Below are 16400 nucleotides of genomic sequence, written 5' to 3'. Positions count from 1 at the left end.
TTAGCCCGCGTTGCAGCCCTGAATGTCTACTGCGTGATTTGCACCCAAGACAGTGATCCGAATCTCCGACCGGTCCAGCGCAAAAGGTCCGCCCGACGCACTGATCACCTCAGAGGTTGCCACAAGGGTATCGCCCTGTCGCGTGGTTTCAGTTTGCGAGGCCCAGAGCGACGGACTGCCCGGTTCGATAACCGCAACCTCGCGCCCACCAGCCGACGGCATGGTTACGCGGGCTTCTATTTGCATGCCGTCGGATGTGGGCGTCAGGTGGCAGCTGGCTGCGGTTACGCGCGCCTCTTTCTCGGAATAGGGGCGCTGTGCCAACGCAGCAGCGATTGCCGGATTTCGGCCCGCCTCGGCGTCCACAGTATGGTCAAAGTCCAGCCGTTCGGGGATGCAGACATCCTTGCAGACGCCCAAATCCATATCTCCGCGCAGCCGCACAGGTTTGCCGGGGTTGCTGGGGGTGATTTCGACGGGCAGTACCAATTGACCGGCATAGCCGATGGACTGCAGGCCGTTTTGCATAAACACCTCGGGGGTGGGCCAAGTAATTGACACCTCGCCCACGTTTTTTGAGCCGTTCCAGTCAAACTGCGGTGGAATACCGGCATCGCCGGGTGCGCGCCAATAAGTTTTCCAGCCGTCTTTTAGCGTAAGCTTCAATGCGCCCAGATATGTGCCCTGCGCGGTGCGCCCGCCATCAAGCACGTCCAATTGCACGACTCCGTCCAGCGCCTGAGCATGCGTAGGGGTAGCCAAGGCAAAACAGGCGGTCAGAGCAATCGCAGTCGACTTCAAATAATGCTTCATACTTTCTTAAATGCGCGGTTTGGGCTTGGATTCCAAGTCACGTTCCGGTCACCGTAATGAAATCTGGCGAAATGTGGCCTGATCCCTTGCCAATCCGTGTGCACCGGGGTCATTGTTAAAGGGGTTACGAAACAAGAGTTTTAAATCCATGGATCTGACCGGAAAACTGTTGATTGCGATGCCCGGCATGGGCGACCCTCGCTTTGATCATTCAGTGGTTTACATATGCAGTCACGGTGATGACGGTGCCATGGGGTTGATCATCAACAAACCGTCGGATTTGCGGATCAAAACTCTGTTGAGCCAGCTGAACATCGCGTGCCGCATTCCGGTAGTGGGTGAGCGTCTGGTTCATTTCGGTGGTCCGGTTGAGATGTCGCGTGGCTTTGTCCTGCACAGCGCGGACTACGACGCCAATCTGCATTCTATGAAAATCTCGGATGATTTCAGCATGACCGCAACGCTGGATGTGCTTGAGGATCTGGCTTCGGGGCGCGGTCCTTTGAATTCGACGCTGACGCTGGGCTATTCCGGCTGGGGACCCGACCAGTTGGAGGATGAGATCGGCATGAATGGTTGGTTGACGACCGACGCAACGCCAAAACTTGTTTTCGACGTGCCCGATGATGAGAAGTGGGAGGCTGCGTTGGCTACGCTGGGTGTTGATCCACTGACTCTTTCTGCCAGCGCTGGACGCGCCTGATCAGCTGTCGCGGGGTGCCGCGGCACGGCGCAAGCGGTCGTTGATGGCCGCGCCCAAACCCTGATCCGGGATTGATGAGACAGCAATTGGGCGGCCCGTCGCGTTTAACTTATGTAATGCCGAGAACAGGTTTGCTGCGGCTTCGGTCAAATTGCCCCCTTCCGACAGGTTCAAGTCGCAGGGAACAGAACCAAACCCCAGTAAAACTTCGTCACCTTGCTGGGATTCCGCGTTTAGCCTGACCGGGGCATCCGGAGCGTAATGGGACTGCAACTGACCAGGCGCAGTCAGTAAATCTCCGGCCTGATGCGTGTGCAGCTGTATGTTCAGTACGGATTCAATCTCTTCCAGCGCCACGCCTCCGGGGCGCAGAAGCGTTGGTTCTCCGGCTAATCCGACGATTGTGGACTCCAGCCCGACGCCGCAAGGACCGTCATCGAGAATCGCCGCGATACGACCATCCAGACCCGCACGCACGTGTTCGGCGGTGGTAGGGCTGATTTGGCCCGAAGGGTTGGCCGAAGGCGCCGCTACGGGACCGTCAAATTCGGATAGCAAAGCCCGAGCTGTGCCATGCGCTGGCACCCGAACCGCCAGAGTATCCAACCCCGCTGTGACCAGCGGTGAAATTCCATTTCCAGATTTTAGCGGCAGCACCAGCGTCAAGGGACCTGGCCAGTAAGCATTGGCGAGTGCCTCAGCTTTATCAGTCCATTCCACGTAACGTTGCGCGGCTTCCACGGACGCCACATGCGCAATTAACGGGTTGAAGCTGGGTCGCCCTTTTGCAGCATAGATATTTGCCACGGTGTCGCCATTACGTGCGTCACCGCCCAGCCCATAAACAGTTTCGGTCGCAAACGCGACCAACAAGCCCTGCCGCAGCAAGTCCGCTGCCTGCGCGATTCCGCTCGGATCGGCGGACAAATCCATAGTGCCGTTGGGGATCATGATTGGTGACGCCGCGTTTTGATTGCTTGTGACATTAAGCCGGTTACGTTTTCGGTTAATCAAGGATGCATAAAGGTGGGTATTGAATTTTCCAACCCCACCCGCGAAAACCAGTCAGATAACCCCGAGGGAAGCCATGCCATATCGCGCGCCCATTTCCGATTATGAGTTGTTGTTCCGCCACGTCGTCGGATTCGACCAGATCGCCGCGACTGAGAGATTTTCGGAAGCCAGCGAGGACGTCGTCAGCGCGATTCTGACCGAAGCAGGAAAGATGTGCGAAGAGGTGATGGCCCCGCTGCAACGCCCCGGAGATATGGAACCCGCACGGTTGGAAAACGGCGTGCTGCGAACCTCGCCGGGTTATACCGAGGGCTGGAAAGCAATCGCCGAAGGCGGTTGGGTCGGGATGAGCGGTGATCCCGAATATGGTGGCATGGGGCTGCCGATGACCCTGACCACGGCTGTAAATGAAATGATGTCGGCAGCCTGCCTATCGCTGCAATTGGCACCGCTCATGACGCAGGGACAGATCGAAGCTCTGGAACATCACGCCAGCGACGAATTGAAGGCGCTCTATCTGCCCAAGATGATGGCGGGCGAGTGGGCAGGCACCATGAACCTGACCGAACCGCAGGCTGGTTCGGATGTGGGGGCGCTGAGCTCGAAGGCTGAGGCCAACGGGGATGGTACCTATTCGGTGTCTGGGCAGAAGATTTTCATCTCGTGGGGCGATAACGATTTTACTGAAAATGTCTGCCATCTGGTTTTGGCACGTCTGCCCGACGGGGTGCCCGGAACCAAGGGGATATCGCTGTTCCTGGTGCCCAAATATCTGCCGGACGAAAACGGCAAACCTGGAGTGGCGAACGATCTGAAAGTCGTCTCGCTGGAGCACAAAATGGGTTTGCACGGCTCACCAACCTGCGTGATGCAATATGACGGTGCGAAAGGCTGGCTTGTCGGCAAAGAGCATGGCGGCATGGCCGCGATGTTCACCATGATGAACAACGCCCGTCTGGGTGTTGGTGGTCAGGGCGTTGGTGCCGCCGAGGGCGCGTATCAGCATGCGCTGGCTTATGCGCTGGAGCGCAAGCAGGGCAAAACCCCCTCGGGCACAATCATTGACCATGCGGATGTGCGTCGGATGTTGATGAGCATGCGCGCCGATACCTTTGCCGCGCGGGCCATCATGCTTGCAAATGCGGCAGCCATCGATTTGGCCAATGCAACGGATGATGCCGAATGGAGCGCGCGGGCCGCTTTGTTGACCCCTATCTGCAAGGCGTTCGGGACTGAAACTGGGATGCGCGTTTCGGAAACCGGCGTGCAAGTTCATGGCGGTATGGGTTTTATCGAAGAAACTGGCGCGGCTCAGTATTATCGTGATGTCCGTGTGACCGCGATCTACGAAGGGACCAACGGCATTCAGGCGATGGACCTTGTTGCACGCAAGATGATGGACGGGGGTGAGGCGGCCTCGCGTCTGTTGGATGAAATCGAGGATCACGCCGAACGGGCGCGTGCCACCCTGCCGGACTTGGCGGGGCCGGTGTGGGAGGCGACTGAGAGTCTGCGCGAAACAACCGAATGGATCGTGGCACAGTCTGACATGAACACACGCTTTGCTGGGGCGGTGCCCTATCTGCACGCGTTTGCACGCGTGCTTGGCGCGCATTACCATCTGAAGGCTGCGCTGGCCGAACCCAATGGCCCACATTTTAAGCTTGCGCGTTACTACATCAACGCGTTGTTGCCAGAATTTGCCGGATTGCTGGCGCAGGCGCAAAATGGGGCAGAGGACCTTTATGCCCTCAGCACGGATGAATTGGTGGCATAATGGACGGAGATAACCCCTTGGCAATTCGATATCCGTGGCCCGAGCCTCCGACGCGGGGTCAGGCGGTTGAGATTGCCAAAGGGGTTCTGTGGATGCGGCTGCCGTTGCCCATGGCGCTGGATCACGTCAATATCTACGCGCTGGACGATGGCGGTGGGTGGACGGTTATCGACACAGGTATGTCTTCGAAAAAGACCCGCCGTATCTGGGCGGAACTGATGGCGGGGCCGTTGGCCGGTAAACCGATAAACCGCGTGGTGGTGACGCATCACCATCCAGATCACATAGGCAACGCGGGCTGGTTCCAATCTGAACAGGGCGCTGAATTGGTAACTACGCGCACCGCATGGTTATTTGCGCGGATGTTGCAGCTGGACGTACAGGAAAGCTGGCCGCAAGAGACCTTGGATTACTACCGCAGCGCCGGGATGGATGCTGAAGTTCTGGCCCATAGAATGACCCAACGTCCCTTCAATTTCTGCGACAGTGTTTATCCCATGCCCCTCGGCTTTACGCGGATAAAGCAAGGCAGCGTGATCCGCATGGGCGGGCGCGATTGGGATGTTCATATGGGCAACGGTCATGCCCCTGAACACGCCACGTTTTGGAGCCGGGACGACAATCTGGTGATCACAGGGGATCAGATCCTTAGTTCGATCAGCCCCAACTTGGGCGTTTATGTCACCGAACCGATGGCTGATCCGGCGGCCGAATGGCTTGAGGCATGCGAACGACTGCAGGGTTTGGCGCGACCTGACCATATCGCCCTGGGCGGACACAAGCTGCCGTTCACCGGCTTGCCGATGCGGATGCAGCAACTGATCGACAATCACCACGGTGCGCTGGAACGTCTACAGACTTACTTGGACACGCCAAAAACGGCGGCTGAGTGCTTTGTGCCTCTGTTCAAGCGCAAGATCGGCGAGGGAGAGTATGGGCTGGCTCTGGTCGAGGCGGTTGCACATCTGAATCATCTTTACCACATTGGAAGTGTGACCCGGACGCGACGTGCGGATGGGGCATGGGAGTTTCAGCGCAAAGGGTAAGGCCATGCAGGACCAGATCGAAACCTCGGCCGAGGCGGCAGAAGCGGCAGCTTTACCCCGTTGCTACGAGGTGCATGCCAACCCGAACGCAAAGTCCGGTGCCAAGGATTTGTCCGGTCCTTTTCAAAAGCCGGTTGAAACCAAAAGTCCGGCGCAGTGGGCTTACGAACGGCTGATTCTTTATATCCAGAATTTCGAACAGACTCTGACCGGTGATCAAGAAGTCGCCATGGGCTTTACTGGCGGCGATGCCGGAGTAATGCGGATCGAGGGGATGGGTTATTTCGATCCTGATATCATTACCTTTTATGGCTCGGACGGCGCTGGTGCGCGAACCCAACTGGTGCAGCATGTGAGCCAACTTAACGTGATGCTGCGGGCCTTGCCCAAATCGATTGAGGACAAGCCGGCCAACCGGATCGGGTTTCGGCTCGCCAAGGATTTGGAAGAAAGCTGATCGCCTGACTTGCAATTCACGCTTGCGCAGCCTTGAATGAGTTCAACATTTTGGGGGGGGGACGCGTGACCAGTTTTTCAGCCGTTTCAAGTGCCTACAAGGGCGCATGGGCGCGTCGCCGCGTATTCGTGCCGATTTATATCGTTGTGCGCCTTTTACTGGTGGCACTGATCGCGCCGGGCGTGGCGATCACCGTAAACCTTGCGGTGTCGCTTTCAAACCAGACTGCTTTGACCGATCAAGCCATCGCAGCGTTCATTCTTTCGCCTGTCGGGTTCATCGCAGCGATCGTGGTACTCAGTCTGTTTCTGCTGGCAGAGGTGTTTGTCTTCTCGGTCATGGCAGGTTCGCTGCGGATGGGAGAATCCGAGCCATGGCGCGCGGGAAGCTCCGCCATTGGGCTGATACTATCTCGACTGCCCTCTTTGTTCAGCTTTGCAGTAAGGTTCGTGCTGAGGGTTCTTTTACTTATCCTGCCCTTCGCAGTGATCTCGGCCGTGATCGCGTGGTGGACGCTGACCGAATACGACATCAACTATTATCTGACGTTTCACCCGCCCTCCTTCTGGGTTGCCGTTGTGCTGATCGGCGCGGTGGTTTTGATCATGGCCTGGGTTTTGATACGGCGCCTGTCAGCTTGGGCGCTTTCCTTGCATTTGGTTCTGTTTGAAAGCGTTCATCCTGCACATGCCTTCAACATCAGTGCCACGCGGATGGAGGGCAAGCGGGGCCGTTTAAAGATCGAATTGGCGCTTTGGCTGGTTTTGCGGCTGATTATTGCGGGTCTGATTGCCTGGGTAGCCGGTATTCTGTTCGCTCTGGTGCCGCTGCAAGGCAGCAGCCATCTGCGATTGGCACTGACCTACAGCCTTTTAGTGGCGGGAGTTTGGTCTCTGGCGGGGCTGGTTCTGGCGGCGACCGCCCTTGGCGCGTTGGCGGTGCTGCTGGACAGTTTTTTTGAGATCAAGACATCAGAACCGCCTCATCCTGAACCTGGTAGCCTTCGGATTCCATTGTTTGCAGGTCTTGGCGCGGCGGTCGTGGCTGTGTTGATCGGGCTCTGGTTCGGCCAGCATATCCTGGAACGCATACAGGCGCCTGACCGGGCTGAGGTGATTGGCCATCGAGGCGCCGCTGCATTGAGACCGGAAAACACCATGGCCTCGGTGCTGAAAGCAATCGAAGATGGATCGGACTGGGTTGAAATTGACGTGCAAGAGTCGGCGGACGATGAGGTCATCGTTGCCCATGATAGTGATTTTATGAAATTGGCGGGCGTTGACCTGAAGGTCTGGGACGCGACGATGGAGGACATTGAACAGATCGACATCGGCAGTTGGTTTGGCCCTGAATACGCGGACGAGCGCACACCCACGTTGCGTGACGTGCTTGAGGCAGCGAAGGGTAAAGCCAAGGTCATCATCGAGCTGAAATACTACGGTCATGACGTCGACTTGGAAAACCGGGTCGCCGCTATTGTCGAAGAGATGGAGATGCAGGACGAGATCGCCACCATGTCGTTGAAATACCCTGCTGTACAAAAATTGAAGGCCCTTCGCCCCGATTGGCGCGCCGGGGTCTTGGCGGCAACGGCAGTCGGTGATCTGACCGGGCTTGAGGGCGATTTCATTGCCGTAAACGCTGCGATGGCGACTCCGGGACTGGTGCGTTCGGTCCATGAGGCGGGCAAGGATATCTATGTCTGGACGGTGAACGACCCGCTGCAGATGTCAGCCATGGCCTCTATGGGGGTAGATGGCCTGATCACAGATCGTCCAGCGATGGCAAATGAAGTTCTGCGGGTGCGTGCTGAAATGGGTCCGGCAGAGCGGCTGCTGCTGTGGATGGCTACCACCTTCGGCATGTCCGTTGATACACAGGCGATGCGTGATGAGAGTCCGTAAGATTGTGGCTTTGGTCGCGTTTCTTGCCACTCCGGCGGTGGCTCAGGACTTTATGCGTAATATCGAAATGCCTGCGCACCGCGCTTTGATTGCACAGCGGGGTGAGGCCGAACCAATCCCGTTCGAGACGGATGGGTGTTCGGGCGGTTTGTCTGCCAGTTGGCGTTTTGTGGCTGACACGTTTCCTAAGTTCAGCGCGCTCTATGAGGCGCATCCGCCGTGGGAGTATTGTTGTGTGTTTCATGATCGCGCCTACCACAACGCCGGTGGTGCGTCGCAGGCCGAGGACAGTTTCGATGCGCGCGTGTCTGCGGATGATGCGTTGCGCGCTTGCGTCAAGAAACACGGAGAAGACAATGCCGAGGAATTCGCGGATCGCTACGAAATGACGCCTGATCAGGTTCGCACGGCCCATTCCGTCACGGCCGAGGCCATGCACGCCGCCGTCAGATTGGGTGGTGGCCCGTGTTCTGGTCTGCCTTGGCGATGGGGTTTTGGGTATCCGGGGTGTTCTGTGTTTAAGCCCGTGACCCCTGCGCGCGAATGACGTGGTGACAGCCCTCGGATTTTCATTTATCCAACATTCTAAACACGCGAATTAGGAATCTCTGAGTCATGGCTGAACACAAGCACGGCGAAATGGACATCACAGTCCAAGAAAAAACCTTCCACGGCTTCATCAAGGCCACCACATGGTGTGTGGTTGCCATTGCCTTCCTCTGCCTATTCCTGGCGGTCTTCGCAGCCTAATCCAAATCGGGGTCGATTGTGATCAGGATATTGCTTGCCTGCCTTCTGGCAGCAACAGTGGCGGGCTGCACAGGATCGCAGCGACCTCAGGCGGATCAATCTGAGATCGTGGCCCGGTCCTACCGTGATCCTGGGCCTTCGACTCTGACCTTGTACACGATGATCAGTACCCGAACAGGTTCGGGTGCCCATACGTCGCTGATGATAAGCGGCAGTGAGCGGGTGATCTTTGATCCTGCGGGCTCGTTCCGTGCGGATGTAGTGCCGATCAAGGATGACGTGCTTTACGGCATCACGCCAAATGTCGAACGGGCTTATCGCAGCAGTCACGCCCGTGAAACACACTATGCGCGTATTCAGACCATAGAAGTGACCCCTCAACAGGCCGAGACTGCGCTTCAACTGGCCAAACAAATGGGGCCGGTACCGGGGGCATATTGTGCAAATTCGACCGCGCGCCTGTTGCAGCAAGTCCCGGGGTTCGAACAGATCGACGTAACGTTCTATCCGGTCAAGCTGTCCGAACAGTTTGGTCAGCTGCCGGGGGTAACCACCACCGAGTATCGCGAGAATGACGACGCTGACCTGCAAGCCGGACTGGCAGCAAACAACGCCCTTCTGAACCAACAGGACGCGGGTTTAGCCCAGTAGATACAACAGCACGTAAAGTGTCGCTGCCCCGAAAAATATCGCGGCCAGCACGTTCTTTGTAATCAATCCCACGACTAACGTTGCTGCCGCTGCCGCCATGCGCGGAATGTCCGGTTGGCCCTCAGTTGCTGTCGGCCATACCACCAGCGGCGCGATCAACGCGGGTAGAATCGCCACTGCGGTATAGCGCAGATGGCGCAGCAGCCAAGGCGGCATCGGACGGTCGCCCACGAGGCCGATAAAGGTGAACCGCAACGCATAGCTGCCTACGGCCAGCCCGAAGATAACGATCCAAATTGTGACGGGGTCGATTTGGTTCATGCGTTTCTCCGCTCCAGCACCAGTTCGGTCTGTGCGCCTGCCATCATGCCCGCCGCCCCGGCAATCAGAAGGCCCAAATTGAACGGAACGCCGATCGTCAGTAGGGCTACGATGATGGCAACTGCAGCGGCAACCAAATGAGGAAGTGTTCGCATCATCGGGCCGATCAGCGCTAGAAAGGTAATCGGAAGAGCAAAGTCCAGTGCCCAGCTTTCTGGAATCTGCGTTCCCAGCATTGCCCCCAAATACGTGGCCATAAGCCAGGTTGGCGTTACAGGCGTTACCGACCCAAAGAAATAGGCCACCCGTTGTGGTATTGTCATCTGCGGTTCGTTTTCGAATTGCACAATTGAACTGGCGTAAGAATTGTCAACGATCAGAAACGCGGCAAAGGCCCGTTGCCACAACGGTGCCGCGCCCATGTAAGGCGTCAGCGACGCGGAATACATCGCAACGCGCAGGTTCACGGCAAGGGCCGAGATTAGAACAATTACCGTCGGTGCGTTTTCTTGTAGCAATTGCAGGGCAGCGAATTGCGCGGCCCCCGCGAACACGGCGACGGAAAAAGCCATGGTCTGGACGATATTGAACCCTGTCTCGGTCGCAAAAACACCGAACAGCATGCCAAACGGGAAAGCCACGAAGATGAATGGGGTTCCGTCGCGAAAACCCTTCCAATAGTAGGACTTGGATGTGGTGTCTGCCATGGCTAAATCCTATGGTGTCAACCGCAGCAGTAGCGGTCTTGAGAAAGGGTTGCAATTGGCTAGGGAACTGGATCTTTCGGATTACATCATCGCGCCTGATCCAGGCGCGGCCCGCTTGACCCGTGCGGTCGAGGGCGTGGACCAGAATGGCGAGGTCAGCCAAATCTCGGTGGTCGAAGAACGCCCGCTGACGATTTACTTGAACTCGCAGGAAATCGTGACGGCGATGACTATCGGCGATTACCCTGAGTATCTGGCACTTGGGTTCCTGCGCAATCAGGGCATGCTGCTGCCGGATGATGACATCACGCGGGTCGACTATGACGACGATCTGGAAACCGTAGTGGTGCGCACGGCACGCGAAACCTCTTATGAAGACAAGTTAAAGAAAAAGACCCGCACTAGTGGTTGTGCGGTCGGCACTGTTTTCGGCGACATGATGGAGGGGCTGGAAGACGTTCGCTTGCCCCAAGTTCAGGTGCGGACCTCGTGGCTTTATGATCTGGCCGCCAAGATCAACCGCACCCCGTCGCTGTATCTTGAAGCCGGGGCGATCCACGGCACGGTGTTGTGCCGCGAAAATCGTCCTTTGGTCTATATGGAAGATGTTGGCCGACACAACGCTGTTGACAAGATTGCGGGCTGGATGCTGTCCGAAGGTGAGGCGGCGGAAGACAAGATTCTCTACACTACGGGTCGATTGACGTCTGAGATGGTAATCAAGACGGCAATGATGGGTATCCCGGTATTGGCCTCGCGTTCAGGGTTCACGGCATGGGGTGTTGAGATTGCCCGAGAAGTTGGCCTGACCCTAATTGGCCGCATGCGCGGGCAGCGGTTCGTGTGCTTGTCGGGTGAAGACCGGTTGCTGCGCGACGTGGACCCCGCGACTGTTCCAAGTGAAGACAAAAAGCACAAACGAAAAAGCTCTCAGAACTAAGTTTATATATCAAAAAGATTTTCCGCAAAAAATTCTTCGAATTCAATCAGATGTGTCCTAAGCTCGACCGTAGCGGCAAGAGGTGTATGTGACGCCGAATTAGGAGAGCTATGGAACTGATCAACCTAATTGCTCCGGTCTTTGCGGTGATCCTGACGGGTTATGTGTTTTCGTGGACGAATCTTCTGAGCAAAGACACTTCGGACGCACTGGTGCAATTTGCAGTGTATGTCCTGATCCCGGCGATCATGTTCTACCTGATCGGGCAAGAGGAATTTGAGAACCTTCTGAACTATGGTTTTTACATCTCTTACGGCGGTACGCTGTTGGTTTTGTTCGTTGTGTTGTTTGTAGGCCTGAAAACCATTCTTAATCTTCAGGTCGGGTCGGCAACAGTTGCGGCATTCGCAGGTGTCGCATCGAATACCGCGTTGATTGCCCTGCCTGTTCTTCACGCAATCTTCGGTTCTAAAGGTGCTTTGCCAGCTGTACTGGCTAACTTGGTAGTCGCAATTTTGCTTTTGGTTATGACCACTGTTCTCGAAAGCTCGGCCGGGCATAAGGCAACTGCTAAAACCCCGCTTTATAAGATACTGCTAAATGTCCTTAAGAACCCAATTATCGCGGCGACACTTTTGGGAATTGCCTATTCCTTTACGGGAATTGGGTTCTCAGACTCTGTTTCAGACTATCTGGAATTGCTAAGCCAGGCATTGGCCGCCGTCGCACTATTTGCGATCGGGTTTACAACCAGCGTGCGGACGATTGTTCAAACGGGGCCGTTGATCCTGTTTCTAACATTGGTGAAATTAATCGTGGCACCCGGGCTTGTTTTACTGGCTGCGCATCTCATCGGGCTCGATCCGTTGTGGACTATCGCCGCAACTATTTCTTCGGCAGTGCCGACTGCTAAAAACATCTTTCTGCTGGCAAAGCATTATGACCAGGAACCGCAGCTTGCGGCTCATATTGTATCGGCAACATCTTTCTTATCTGTGGGCACGTTGATCCTGTGGCTGTTTGTCCTGCACCATTTGTACCCAACTGCGTTTCAATTGAACTAAGTTCGATCTACAAAGCTGCGGATGACTGATCGCTGGGACAAAAGGTACTGGGTGCGGACATGAGCAATCCCCTTGGCGTGATCCTCGCAGGTGGGCTGGCTACCAGAATGGGTGGCGGTGACAAAGGCCTGTTGCAGATTGGCGGGCAAAGCCTGTTGGGTTACGTGATCGACCGGCTTGGTCCGCAAGTGGGCGGCCTTGCCTTGAACGCCAACGGTGATCCCGCACGGTTTGCGGATCTGAACCTGCCTGTCCTTCCTGATACGGTCGAAGGGTTCGCAGGTCCTCTGGCGGGCGTTCTCGCTGGGCTGGACTGGGCGGAAGAGCAAGGCGCCGACAGCATTGTCACAGCCGCCGCGGACACTCCTTTCTTCCCGCGTGATCTGGTGGCGCGTCTCACGCAAGCTGCAGAAGGACAGGCGCATCCGTTGGTGCTGGCCACTACGCCGCGCTCTGGGGATGAGGCGCTGAAGTCCGGCGGAGGGAAGCGGGTCAATCGGCACCCGACCTTTGGGCTGTGGCCTGTAGCCTTGCGAAATGATCTGCGAGACGCGTTGAACGATGGCTTGCGCAAGGTTGTGCTTTGGACCGACAAGCACGATGGGCGCGAGGCGCTGTTTTCTGCTGAGCCTTTCGATCCCTTCTTCAACGTCAACACACCCGAAGATTTGGCGCAGGCAGAAAAACTGCTGGAGCAGGCATGAGGGTTTACGGAGTCACCGGCTGGAAAAACGCGGGTAAAACAGGGTTGATGGAACGGTTGTTGGTCGAGGTCACCGGTAGGGGATTCACTGTCTCGACGCTGAAACATGCTCATCATGGTGTTGATGTCGACCAACCGGGTACCGACAGCTACCGGCACCGGACAGCCGGGGCGTCCGAGGTGTTATTGGCCTCGGGGCAGCGTGTCGCGATCATGCAGGAGCTGCGCGGGGCGCCGGAACCCGCATTGGCTGACTTGCTGGAACGCTTGTCCCCAGTCGATCTGGTGCTGATTGAAGGGTTCAAGCGTGAAGCCCATCCCAAGGTCGAGGCATATCGCGCTGAGGCCGGGAACCCGCTGATGGCCCCGGACAACGCTACAATTCGCGCCGTGGCCAGCGATATGCCCTTGGACATACAGGTGCCGGTTTTCGATCTGGATGATACGGCTGCGATCGCAGACTTCATTCTGCAAGAGGTCGGTTTGTGACCGATTTCGATAGTTTTGCCATGGTTGATTGGTCCGGTGGCAATGACACCGGTCCTCGTCCACGCAAAGATGCGATCTGGGCATGCGTGGTGCGCAAGGGACAGGCAGAGGAACCAACCTACCTCAGAAACAGAGAAATCGCCGAGCAATGGCTGCTTGATTTGATCGCAGCTGAACTTGCGGCAGGGCGGCGGTTGTTTGTTGGGTTTGATTTTCCGTTCGGTTACCCGAAGGGTTTTGCCCGAGCGCTCACCGGATCGGATGATCCGCTGCAAGTGTGGGAGTGGTTCGAATCTCGAATCGAGGACACGCCCAAAACCAATAGCCGCTTTGATTTGGCCGGTGAGATCAATCGCCGATTTGGTGGCAGAGGGCCGTTCTGGTTCAATGGTTTGCAGCGCAGTATCGATGGTTTGCCCAAGAACAAGTCCAACTATCAAAACCCTTTCCCGGAACGCCGCGTCGTGGAATTAACGCCTGAAGCCAAAGGCAGTTTTACGTGCTGGCAAATGGGAGGTGCCGGTGCAGTGGGTGGTCAGGTTATGACCGGCCTGCCAGTGTTGAACCGCTTACTTCGCGAATTTGCGGGAAAGGTTTCGGTCTGGCCATTCGAAGCGCTGGACAAGCCGGTGGCCTTCGTGGAAATCTGGCCCTCGCTTACTCTTGGGTCTGGACCGGATGGTCGAATCAAGGACGCCTGGCAGGTTGAGCAGATAGCGTTGTCAGTGGCCGGTATGTCGGCCGAAGATCTCGCAAAGCAACTGGACGTCACCGCAGCAGAAGAAGGCTGGATTTTGGGAGTTTCTCAGAGCAAACCGAACATCGCGCCGCCTCCGTTGCGCAACGATTGCTTTGCTTTGCCAGCCGGAGTGAACTGGACACCGGTGGACGACGCTTTGGCGCTGCTGCGTGAGAGGTTGACAGTGGTCACCCCGGTAGAAGACGCACTGTTGGCTCAGGCTGCAGGTCGCATTTTGGCCGAGGACGTCATTGCGCAACGCTCAAACCCGCCGCAGCCAAATACAGCTGTCGATGGCTATGGGTTTGCAGGTGCCGCGCCGGAAGGCCCCAATGTGATACCGCTACATCCTGGGCGCGCCGCAGCGGGTATTCCATTTGATGGAGCAGTACCGAATGGCCAGGCACTGCGCGTCCTGACTGGCGCGGCCCTGCCCGATGGGGTGGACACTGTCATCCTAGAAGAAGACGTCACCGTTCAGGATGGCCATATCGCTTTTCACGGTCCTTTGAAACTTGGCGCCAACACCCGGCGCGCCGGTGAAGATGTGGCCGAAGGCGATCCGGTGCTGCCCGCAGGGCGCAGACTTACGCCTGCCGACTTGGCCCTGTTGTCCGCAACAGGCAATTCTGTGGTGCAGGTGCGTAAAACGTTGCGCGTGGCGGTGTTGTCGACCGGTGATGAACTTGTCGAACCCGGTGACACTGCCGGGCCGGGCCAAATATTCGATGCCAATCGCCCGATGCTGTTATCGTTGATCGATCGGATGGGGTTTCAGTCAGTGGATATGGGGCGCGCGCCTGATGATCGTGAGGCCCTGCATAACCACCTGAACGCGGCGGCAAAGCAGGCGGATGTGATTATCACCAGCGGTGGGGCGTCGGCGGGGGATGAAGATCATGTCTCGGCCCTGTTGAAAGAGGCCGGTGCGATGCAGGAGTGGCGTATTGCACTGAAGCCGGGTCGACCGCTGGCGCTGGGTCTGTGGGATGGAAGGCCAGTTTTTGGACTGCCGGGCAACCCGGTCGCGGCAATGGTTTGCACGTTGATCTTTGCGCGCCCAGCATTGGGCTTGATGGCGGGCGAAGGTTGGCAGGATCCGCAGGGGTTCGACCTGCCCGCCGCGTTCGAAAAACGCAAAAAACCAGGGCGCCGTGAGTATCTGCGCGCCCGCGTCCGGGATGGTCAGGCCGAGGTGTTTGCTTCGGAAGGATCGGGCCGGATCAGCGGGCTGAGCTGGGCCGAAGGGCTTGTTGAGATTGAAGACGGCGCACGCCACATCAAACCGGGCGACATGGTCCGGTTTTTCCCATACGGAAGTTTCGGACTTTAGTCGAAGGTCCCAGCCACGCGTCCAAGCAGCATAAAGGCCCGCGCGGTGCGGGTTTCGCCCAGATCGGTCAAATCGGCGTCGCTGGCCTCGGGTTCGAAGGCGACAATCATGTGGTCAAAGCGGCGCAAAAAATGATGTGCGGCATCACGGAAGATGGGATCCTGCTTCATCCGTGCTGCCGTCAGCGCCAGCGAAGAACGATCGCGGATACCGCCCAAAGCCGCCACAGATCGGCCACGAGCCCCTTGCGCAAATTGGCGCCAAATCTCAGGACGGGCCATGTCAGGGCGCAAGTCGTCCATATAGATGCCTTCCTGGCTGAGCAGAGTCAGAACATCCTGCGACGCCTGTACCAGTTGGGCGGTCTTACGGTCCTTCAGCGCCAAACGCAGGGCGTTGAAGCCCTCGGTATCGTCTGGTGTTTCGGGGAAATTCAACGCGCGGATGAATATATTAGTGCTCAACGGTGGAGCAATGTCCTCGGCCTGGGTGCCAAGTTCCAGCAAGGTTTGGTCGCCTGTTCCGTTCGGTGATGCCGCTGGCGCAGGGTCTGCACGCTTGGTAGAAAACGTCGCCAGCGCGCTTTCGGTCTTTTTCGCGGATTCCGCGATTTCGTCCAGTTTTTTGCTGACAGCCGGTTCCTGAGAAATCGCTGCACGTTGCTGTTGCCCCACATAAGCCTGCCGGAGTGCGTCAACGGCCGTTTGAAGGCGTTCGCTTTCTTCGCGCATGATACGGCTGGCGCGCATGGCCATTGAGGCGACCCAGATCATCGCCACCGGCATGAAAACCGCCAACAGCGTGATCACAAACCCGCCACCCTGAACATTGTCTGGAATAACCAGAAACAAAACTGCAAAAACCAGCCAAACCACGCTCAGCACGAAGGCTGCAATCTCGATCGATGTCACAGATGGCCGCGTTGGCTTGTCATAAACGCCCAATGGGGTCGGCCGTTCGATTTCGTGCTCAGGTGTGTGCTCGGACAT

At 57.1% G+C, this 16400-nt stretch carries 18 protein-coding genes; 13 read left to right on the top strand and 5 right to left on the bottom strand.

From position 1 onward, the window contains the following. A complete protein-coding gene (locus ACR0L3_RS15185; RefSeq protein ID WP_480746605.1) occupies window positions 1–813 on the bottom strand; it encodes a protein-disulfide reductase DsbD domain-containing protein in 813 nt (270 codons plus the stop codon). Between the two features lie 148 nt (window positions 814–961). Here ACR0L3_RS15185 and ACR0L3_RS15180 point away from each other — a divergent pair, with 148 nt between their 5' ends. Continuing rightward, window positions 962–1516 (top strand): YqgE/AlgH family protein, encoded by a 555-nt coding sequence (locus ACR0L3_RS15180; RefSeq protein ID WP_480746604.1) that lies wholly within the window; start codon window positions 962–964, stop codon window positions 1514–1516. Here ACR0L3_RS15180 and ACR0L3_RS15175 read toward each other — a convergent pair whose 3' ends face one another. Beyond that, window positions 1517–2467: an L-threonylcarbamoyladenylate synthase gene (locus tag ACR0L3_RS15175; protein ID WP_480746603.1), complete on the bottom strand. Its 951-nt coding sequence runs from the start codon at window positions 2465–2467 to the stop codon at window positions 1517–1519. Window positions 2468–2603: 136 nt separating this feature from the next. Here ACR0L3_RS15175 and ACR0L3_RS15170 point away from each other — a divergent pair, with 136 nt between their 5' ends. From ACR0L3_RS15170 to ACR0L3_RS15140, 7 genes are all read left to right on the top strand, one after another. After that, entirely contained in the window at window positions 2604–4307 is a 1704-nt protein-coding gene (locus tag ACR0L3_RS15170) for an acyl-CoA dehydrogenase family protein (RefSeq protein WP_480746602.1), read from the top strand. After that, window positions 4307–5353 (top strand): MBL fold metallo-hydrolase, encoded by a 1047-nt coding sequence (locus ACR0L3_RS15165; RefSeq protein ID WP_480746601.1) that lies wholly within the window; start codon window positions 4307–4309, stop codon window positions 5351–5353. Before ACR0L3_RS15170 ends, ACR0L3_RS15165 begins: the two co-directional genes overlap by 1 nt. Window positions 5354–5357: 4 nt before the next feature. Then, window positions 5358–5810: a DUF6173 family protein gene (locus ACR0L3_RS15160; protein WP_480746600.1), complete on the top strand. Its 453-nt coding sequence runs from the start codon at window positions 5358–5360 to the stop codon at window positions 5808–5810. A gap of 65 nt (window positions 5811–5875) precedes the next feature. Beyond that, window positions 5876–7714: a glycerophosphodiester phosphodiesterase family protein gene (locus ACR0L3_RS15155; protein ID WP_480746599.1), complete on the top strand. Its 1839-nt coding sequence runs from the start codon at window positions 5876–5878 to the stop codon at window positions 7712–7714. Beyond that, on the top strand, window positions 7701–8261 hold the full coding sequence (locus ACR0L3_RS15150) for a hypothetical protein (protein ID WP_480746598.1): 561 nt from the start codon (window positions 7701–7703) through the stop codon (window positions 8259–8261). Before ACR0L3_RS15155 ends, ACR0L3_RS15150 begins: the two co-directional genes overlap by 14 nt. Before the next feature lie 68 nt (window positions 8262–8329). Further along, complete coding sequence (locus tag ACR0L3_RS15145; RefSeq protein ID WP_480746597.1) at window positions 8330–8464, top strand: aa3-type cytochrome c oxidase subunit IV; 135 nt, start codon at window positions 8330–8332, stop codon at window positions 8462–8464. Between the two features lie 18 nt (window positions 8465–8482). Continuing rightward, the gene (locus tag ACR0L3_RS15140; protein WP_480746596.1) at window positions 8483–9115 is read left to right on the top strand and encodes a hypothetical protein; all 633 of its coding nucleotides are present in this window, start codon (window positions 8483–8485) and stop codon (window positions 9113–9115) included. Here the strand turns inward: ACR0L3_RS15140 and ACR0L3_RS15135 are convergent. Further along, on the bottom strand, window positions 9104–9436 hold the full coding sequence (locus ACR0L3_RS15135) for an AzlD domain-containing protein (protein ID WP_480746595.1): 333 nt from the start codon (window positions 9434–9436) through the stop codon (window positions 9104–9106). The two genes, ACR0L3_RS15140 and ACR0L3_RS15135, sit on opposite strands and share 12 nt — an antisense overlap. Then, window positions 9433–10143, bottom strand: a complete 711-nt coding sequence (locus ACR0L3_RS15130; protein WP_480746594.1) for an AzlC family ABC transporter permease — start codon at window positions 10141–10143, stop codon at window positions 9433–9435. Before ACR0L3_RS15130 ends, ACR0L3_RS15135 begins: the two co-directional genes overlap by 4 nt. Here ACR0L3_RS15130 and ACR0L3_RS15125 point away from each other — a divergent pair. From ACR0L3_RS15125 to ACR0L3_RS15105, 5 genes are all read left to right on the top strand, one after another. Continuing rightward, a complete protein-coding gene (locus ACR0L3_RS15125; protein ID WP_480746593.1) occupies window positions 10142–11083 on the top strand; it encodes a formate dehydrogenase accessory sulfurtransferase FdhD in 942 nt (313 codons plus the stop codon). The genes ACR0L3_RS15130 and ACR0L3_RS15125 overlap by 2 nt on opposite strands. 110 nt (window positions 11084–11193) lie before the next feature. Continuing rightward, window positions 11194–12147: an AEC family transporter gene (locus tag ACR0L3_RS15120; protein WP_480746591.1), complete on the top strand. Its 954-nt coding sequence runs from the start codon at window positions 11194–11196 to the stop codon at window positions 12145–12147. Window positions 12148–12206: 59 nt separating this feature from the next. Continuing rightward, window positions 12207–12851, top strand: coding sequence for a molybdenum cofactor guanylyltransferase MobA (gene mobA, locus ACR0L3_RS15115; RefSeq protein ID WP_480746590.1), 645 nt, complete (start codon window positions 12207–12209; stop codon window positions 12849–12851). Continuing rightward, window positions 12848–13339 carry a molybdopterin-guanine dinucleotide biosynthesis protein B gene (gene mobB, locus ACR0L3_RS15110; RefSeq protein ID WP_480746589.1) on the top strand — a complete coding sequence of 164 codons (492 nt, stop codon included), beginning with the start codon at window positions 12848–12850 and terminating at the stop codon, window positions 13337–13339. The genes mobA and mobB overlap by 4 nt, the downstream gene beginning before the upstream one ends. Continuing rightward, window positions 13336–15411, top strand: a complete 2076-nt coding sequence (locus ACR0L3_RS15105) for a molybdopterin-binding protein (protein ID WP_480746588.1) — start codon at window positions 13336–13338, stop codon at window positions 15409–15411. The genes mobB and ACR0L3_RS15105 overlap by 4 nt, the downstream gene beginning before the upstream one ends. Here the strand turns inward: ACR0L3_RS15105 and ACR0L3_RS15100 are convergent. Next, a complete protein-coding gene (locus tag ACR0L3_RS15100) occupies window positions 15408–16400 on the bottom strand; it encodes a hypothetical protein (protein WP_480746587.1) in 993 nt (330 codons plus the stop codon). The genes ACR0L3_RS15105 and ACR0L3_RS15100 overlap by 4 nt on opposite strands.

The organism is Ruegeria sp. CK1 (genome assembly GCF_056536545.1).
Note: the sequence above shows the minus strand (reverse complement) of the source record. Positions and strands in the feature narration are given on the sequence as shown.

Bases quoted from the DNA above. Each gene is read 5' to 3' on its own strand.
- ACR0L3_RS15150 (WP_480746598.1), top strand. From the start codon at position 7,701: ATGAGAGTCCGTAAGATTGTGGCTTTGGTCGCGTTTCTTGCCACTCCG.
- ACR0L3_RS15165 (WP_480746601.1), top strand. From the start codon at position 4,307: ATGGACGGAGATAACCCCTTGGCAATTCGATATCCGTGGCCCGAGCCT.
- ACR0L3_RS15170 (WP_480746602.1), top strand. From the start codon at position 2,604: ATGCCATATCGCGCGCCCATTTCCGATTATGAGTTGTTGTTCCGCCAC.
- mobA (WP_480746590.1), top strand. From the start codon at position 12,207: ATGAGCAATCCCCTTGGCGTGATCCTCGCAGGTGGGCTGGCTACCAGA.
- ACR0L3_RS15130 (WP_480746594.1), bottom strand. From the start codon at position 10,143: ATGGCAGACACCACATCCAAGTCCTACTATTGGAAGGGTTTTCGCGAC.
- ACR0L3_RS15125 (WP_480746593.1), top strand. From the start codon at position 10,142: ATGGCTAAATCCTATGGTGTCAACCGCAGCAGTAGCGGTCTTGAGAAA.
- ACR0L3_RS15175 (WP_480746603.1), bottom strand. From the start codon at position 2,467: ATGATCCCCAACGGCACTATGGATTTGTCCGCCGATCCGAGCGGAATC.
- ACR0L3_RS15185 (WP_480746605.1), bottom strand. From the start codon at position 813: ATGAAGCATTATTTGAAGTCGACTGCGATTGCTCTGACCGCCTGTTTT.
- ACR0L3_RS15180 (WP_480746604.1), top strand. From the start codon at position 962: ATGGATCTGACCGGAAAACTGTTGATTGCGATGCCCGGCATGGGCGAC.
- ACR0L3_RS15145 (WP_480746597.1), top strand. From the start codon at position 8,330: ATGGCTGAACACAAGCACGGCGAAATGGACATCACAGTCCAAGAAAAA.
- ACR0L3_RS15160 (WP_480746600.1), top strand. From the start codon at position 5,358: ATGCAGGACCAGATCGAAACCTCGGCCGAGGCGGCAGAAGCGGCAGCT.
- ACR0L3_RS15120 (WP_480746591.1), top strand. From the start codon at position 11,194: ATGGAACTGATCAACCTAATTGCTCCGGTCTTTGCGGTGATCCTGACG.
- mobB (WP_480746589.1), top strand. From the start codon at position 12,848: ATGAGGGTTTACGGAGTCACCGGCTGGAAAAACGCGGGTAAAACAGGG.
- ACR0L3_RS15100 (WP_480746587.1), bottom strand. From the start codon at position 16,400: ATGTCCGAGCACACACCTGAGCACGAAATCGAACGGCCGACCCCATTG.
- ACR0L3_RS15135 (WP_480746595.1), bottom strand. From the start codon at position 9,436: ATGAACCAAATCGACCCCGTCACAATTTGGATCGTTATCTTCGGGCTG.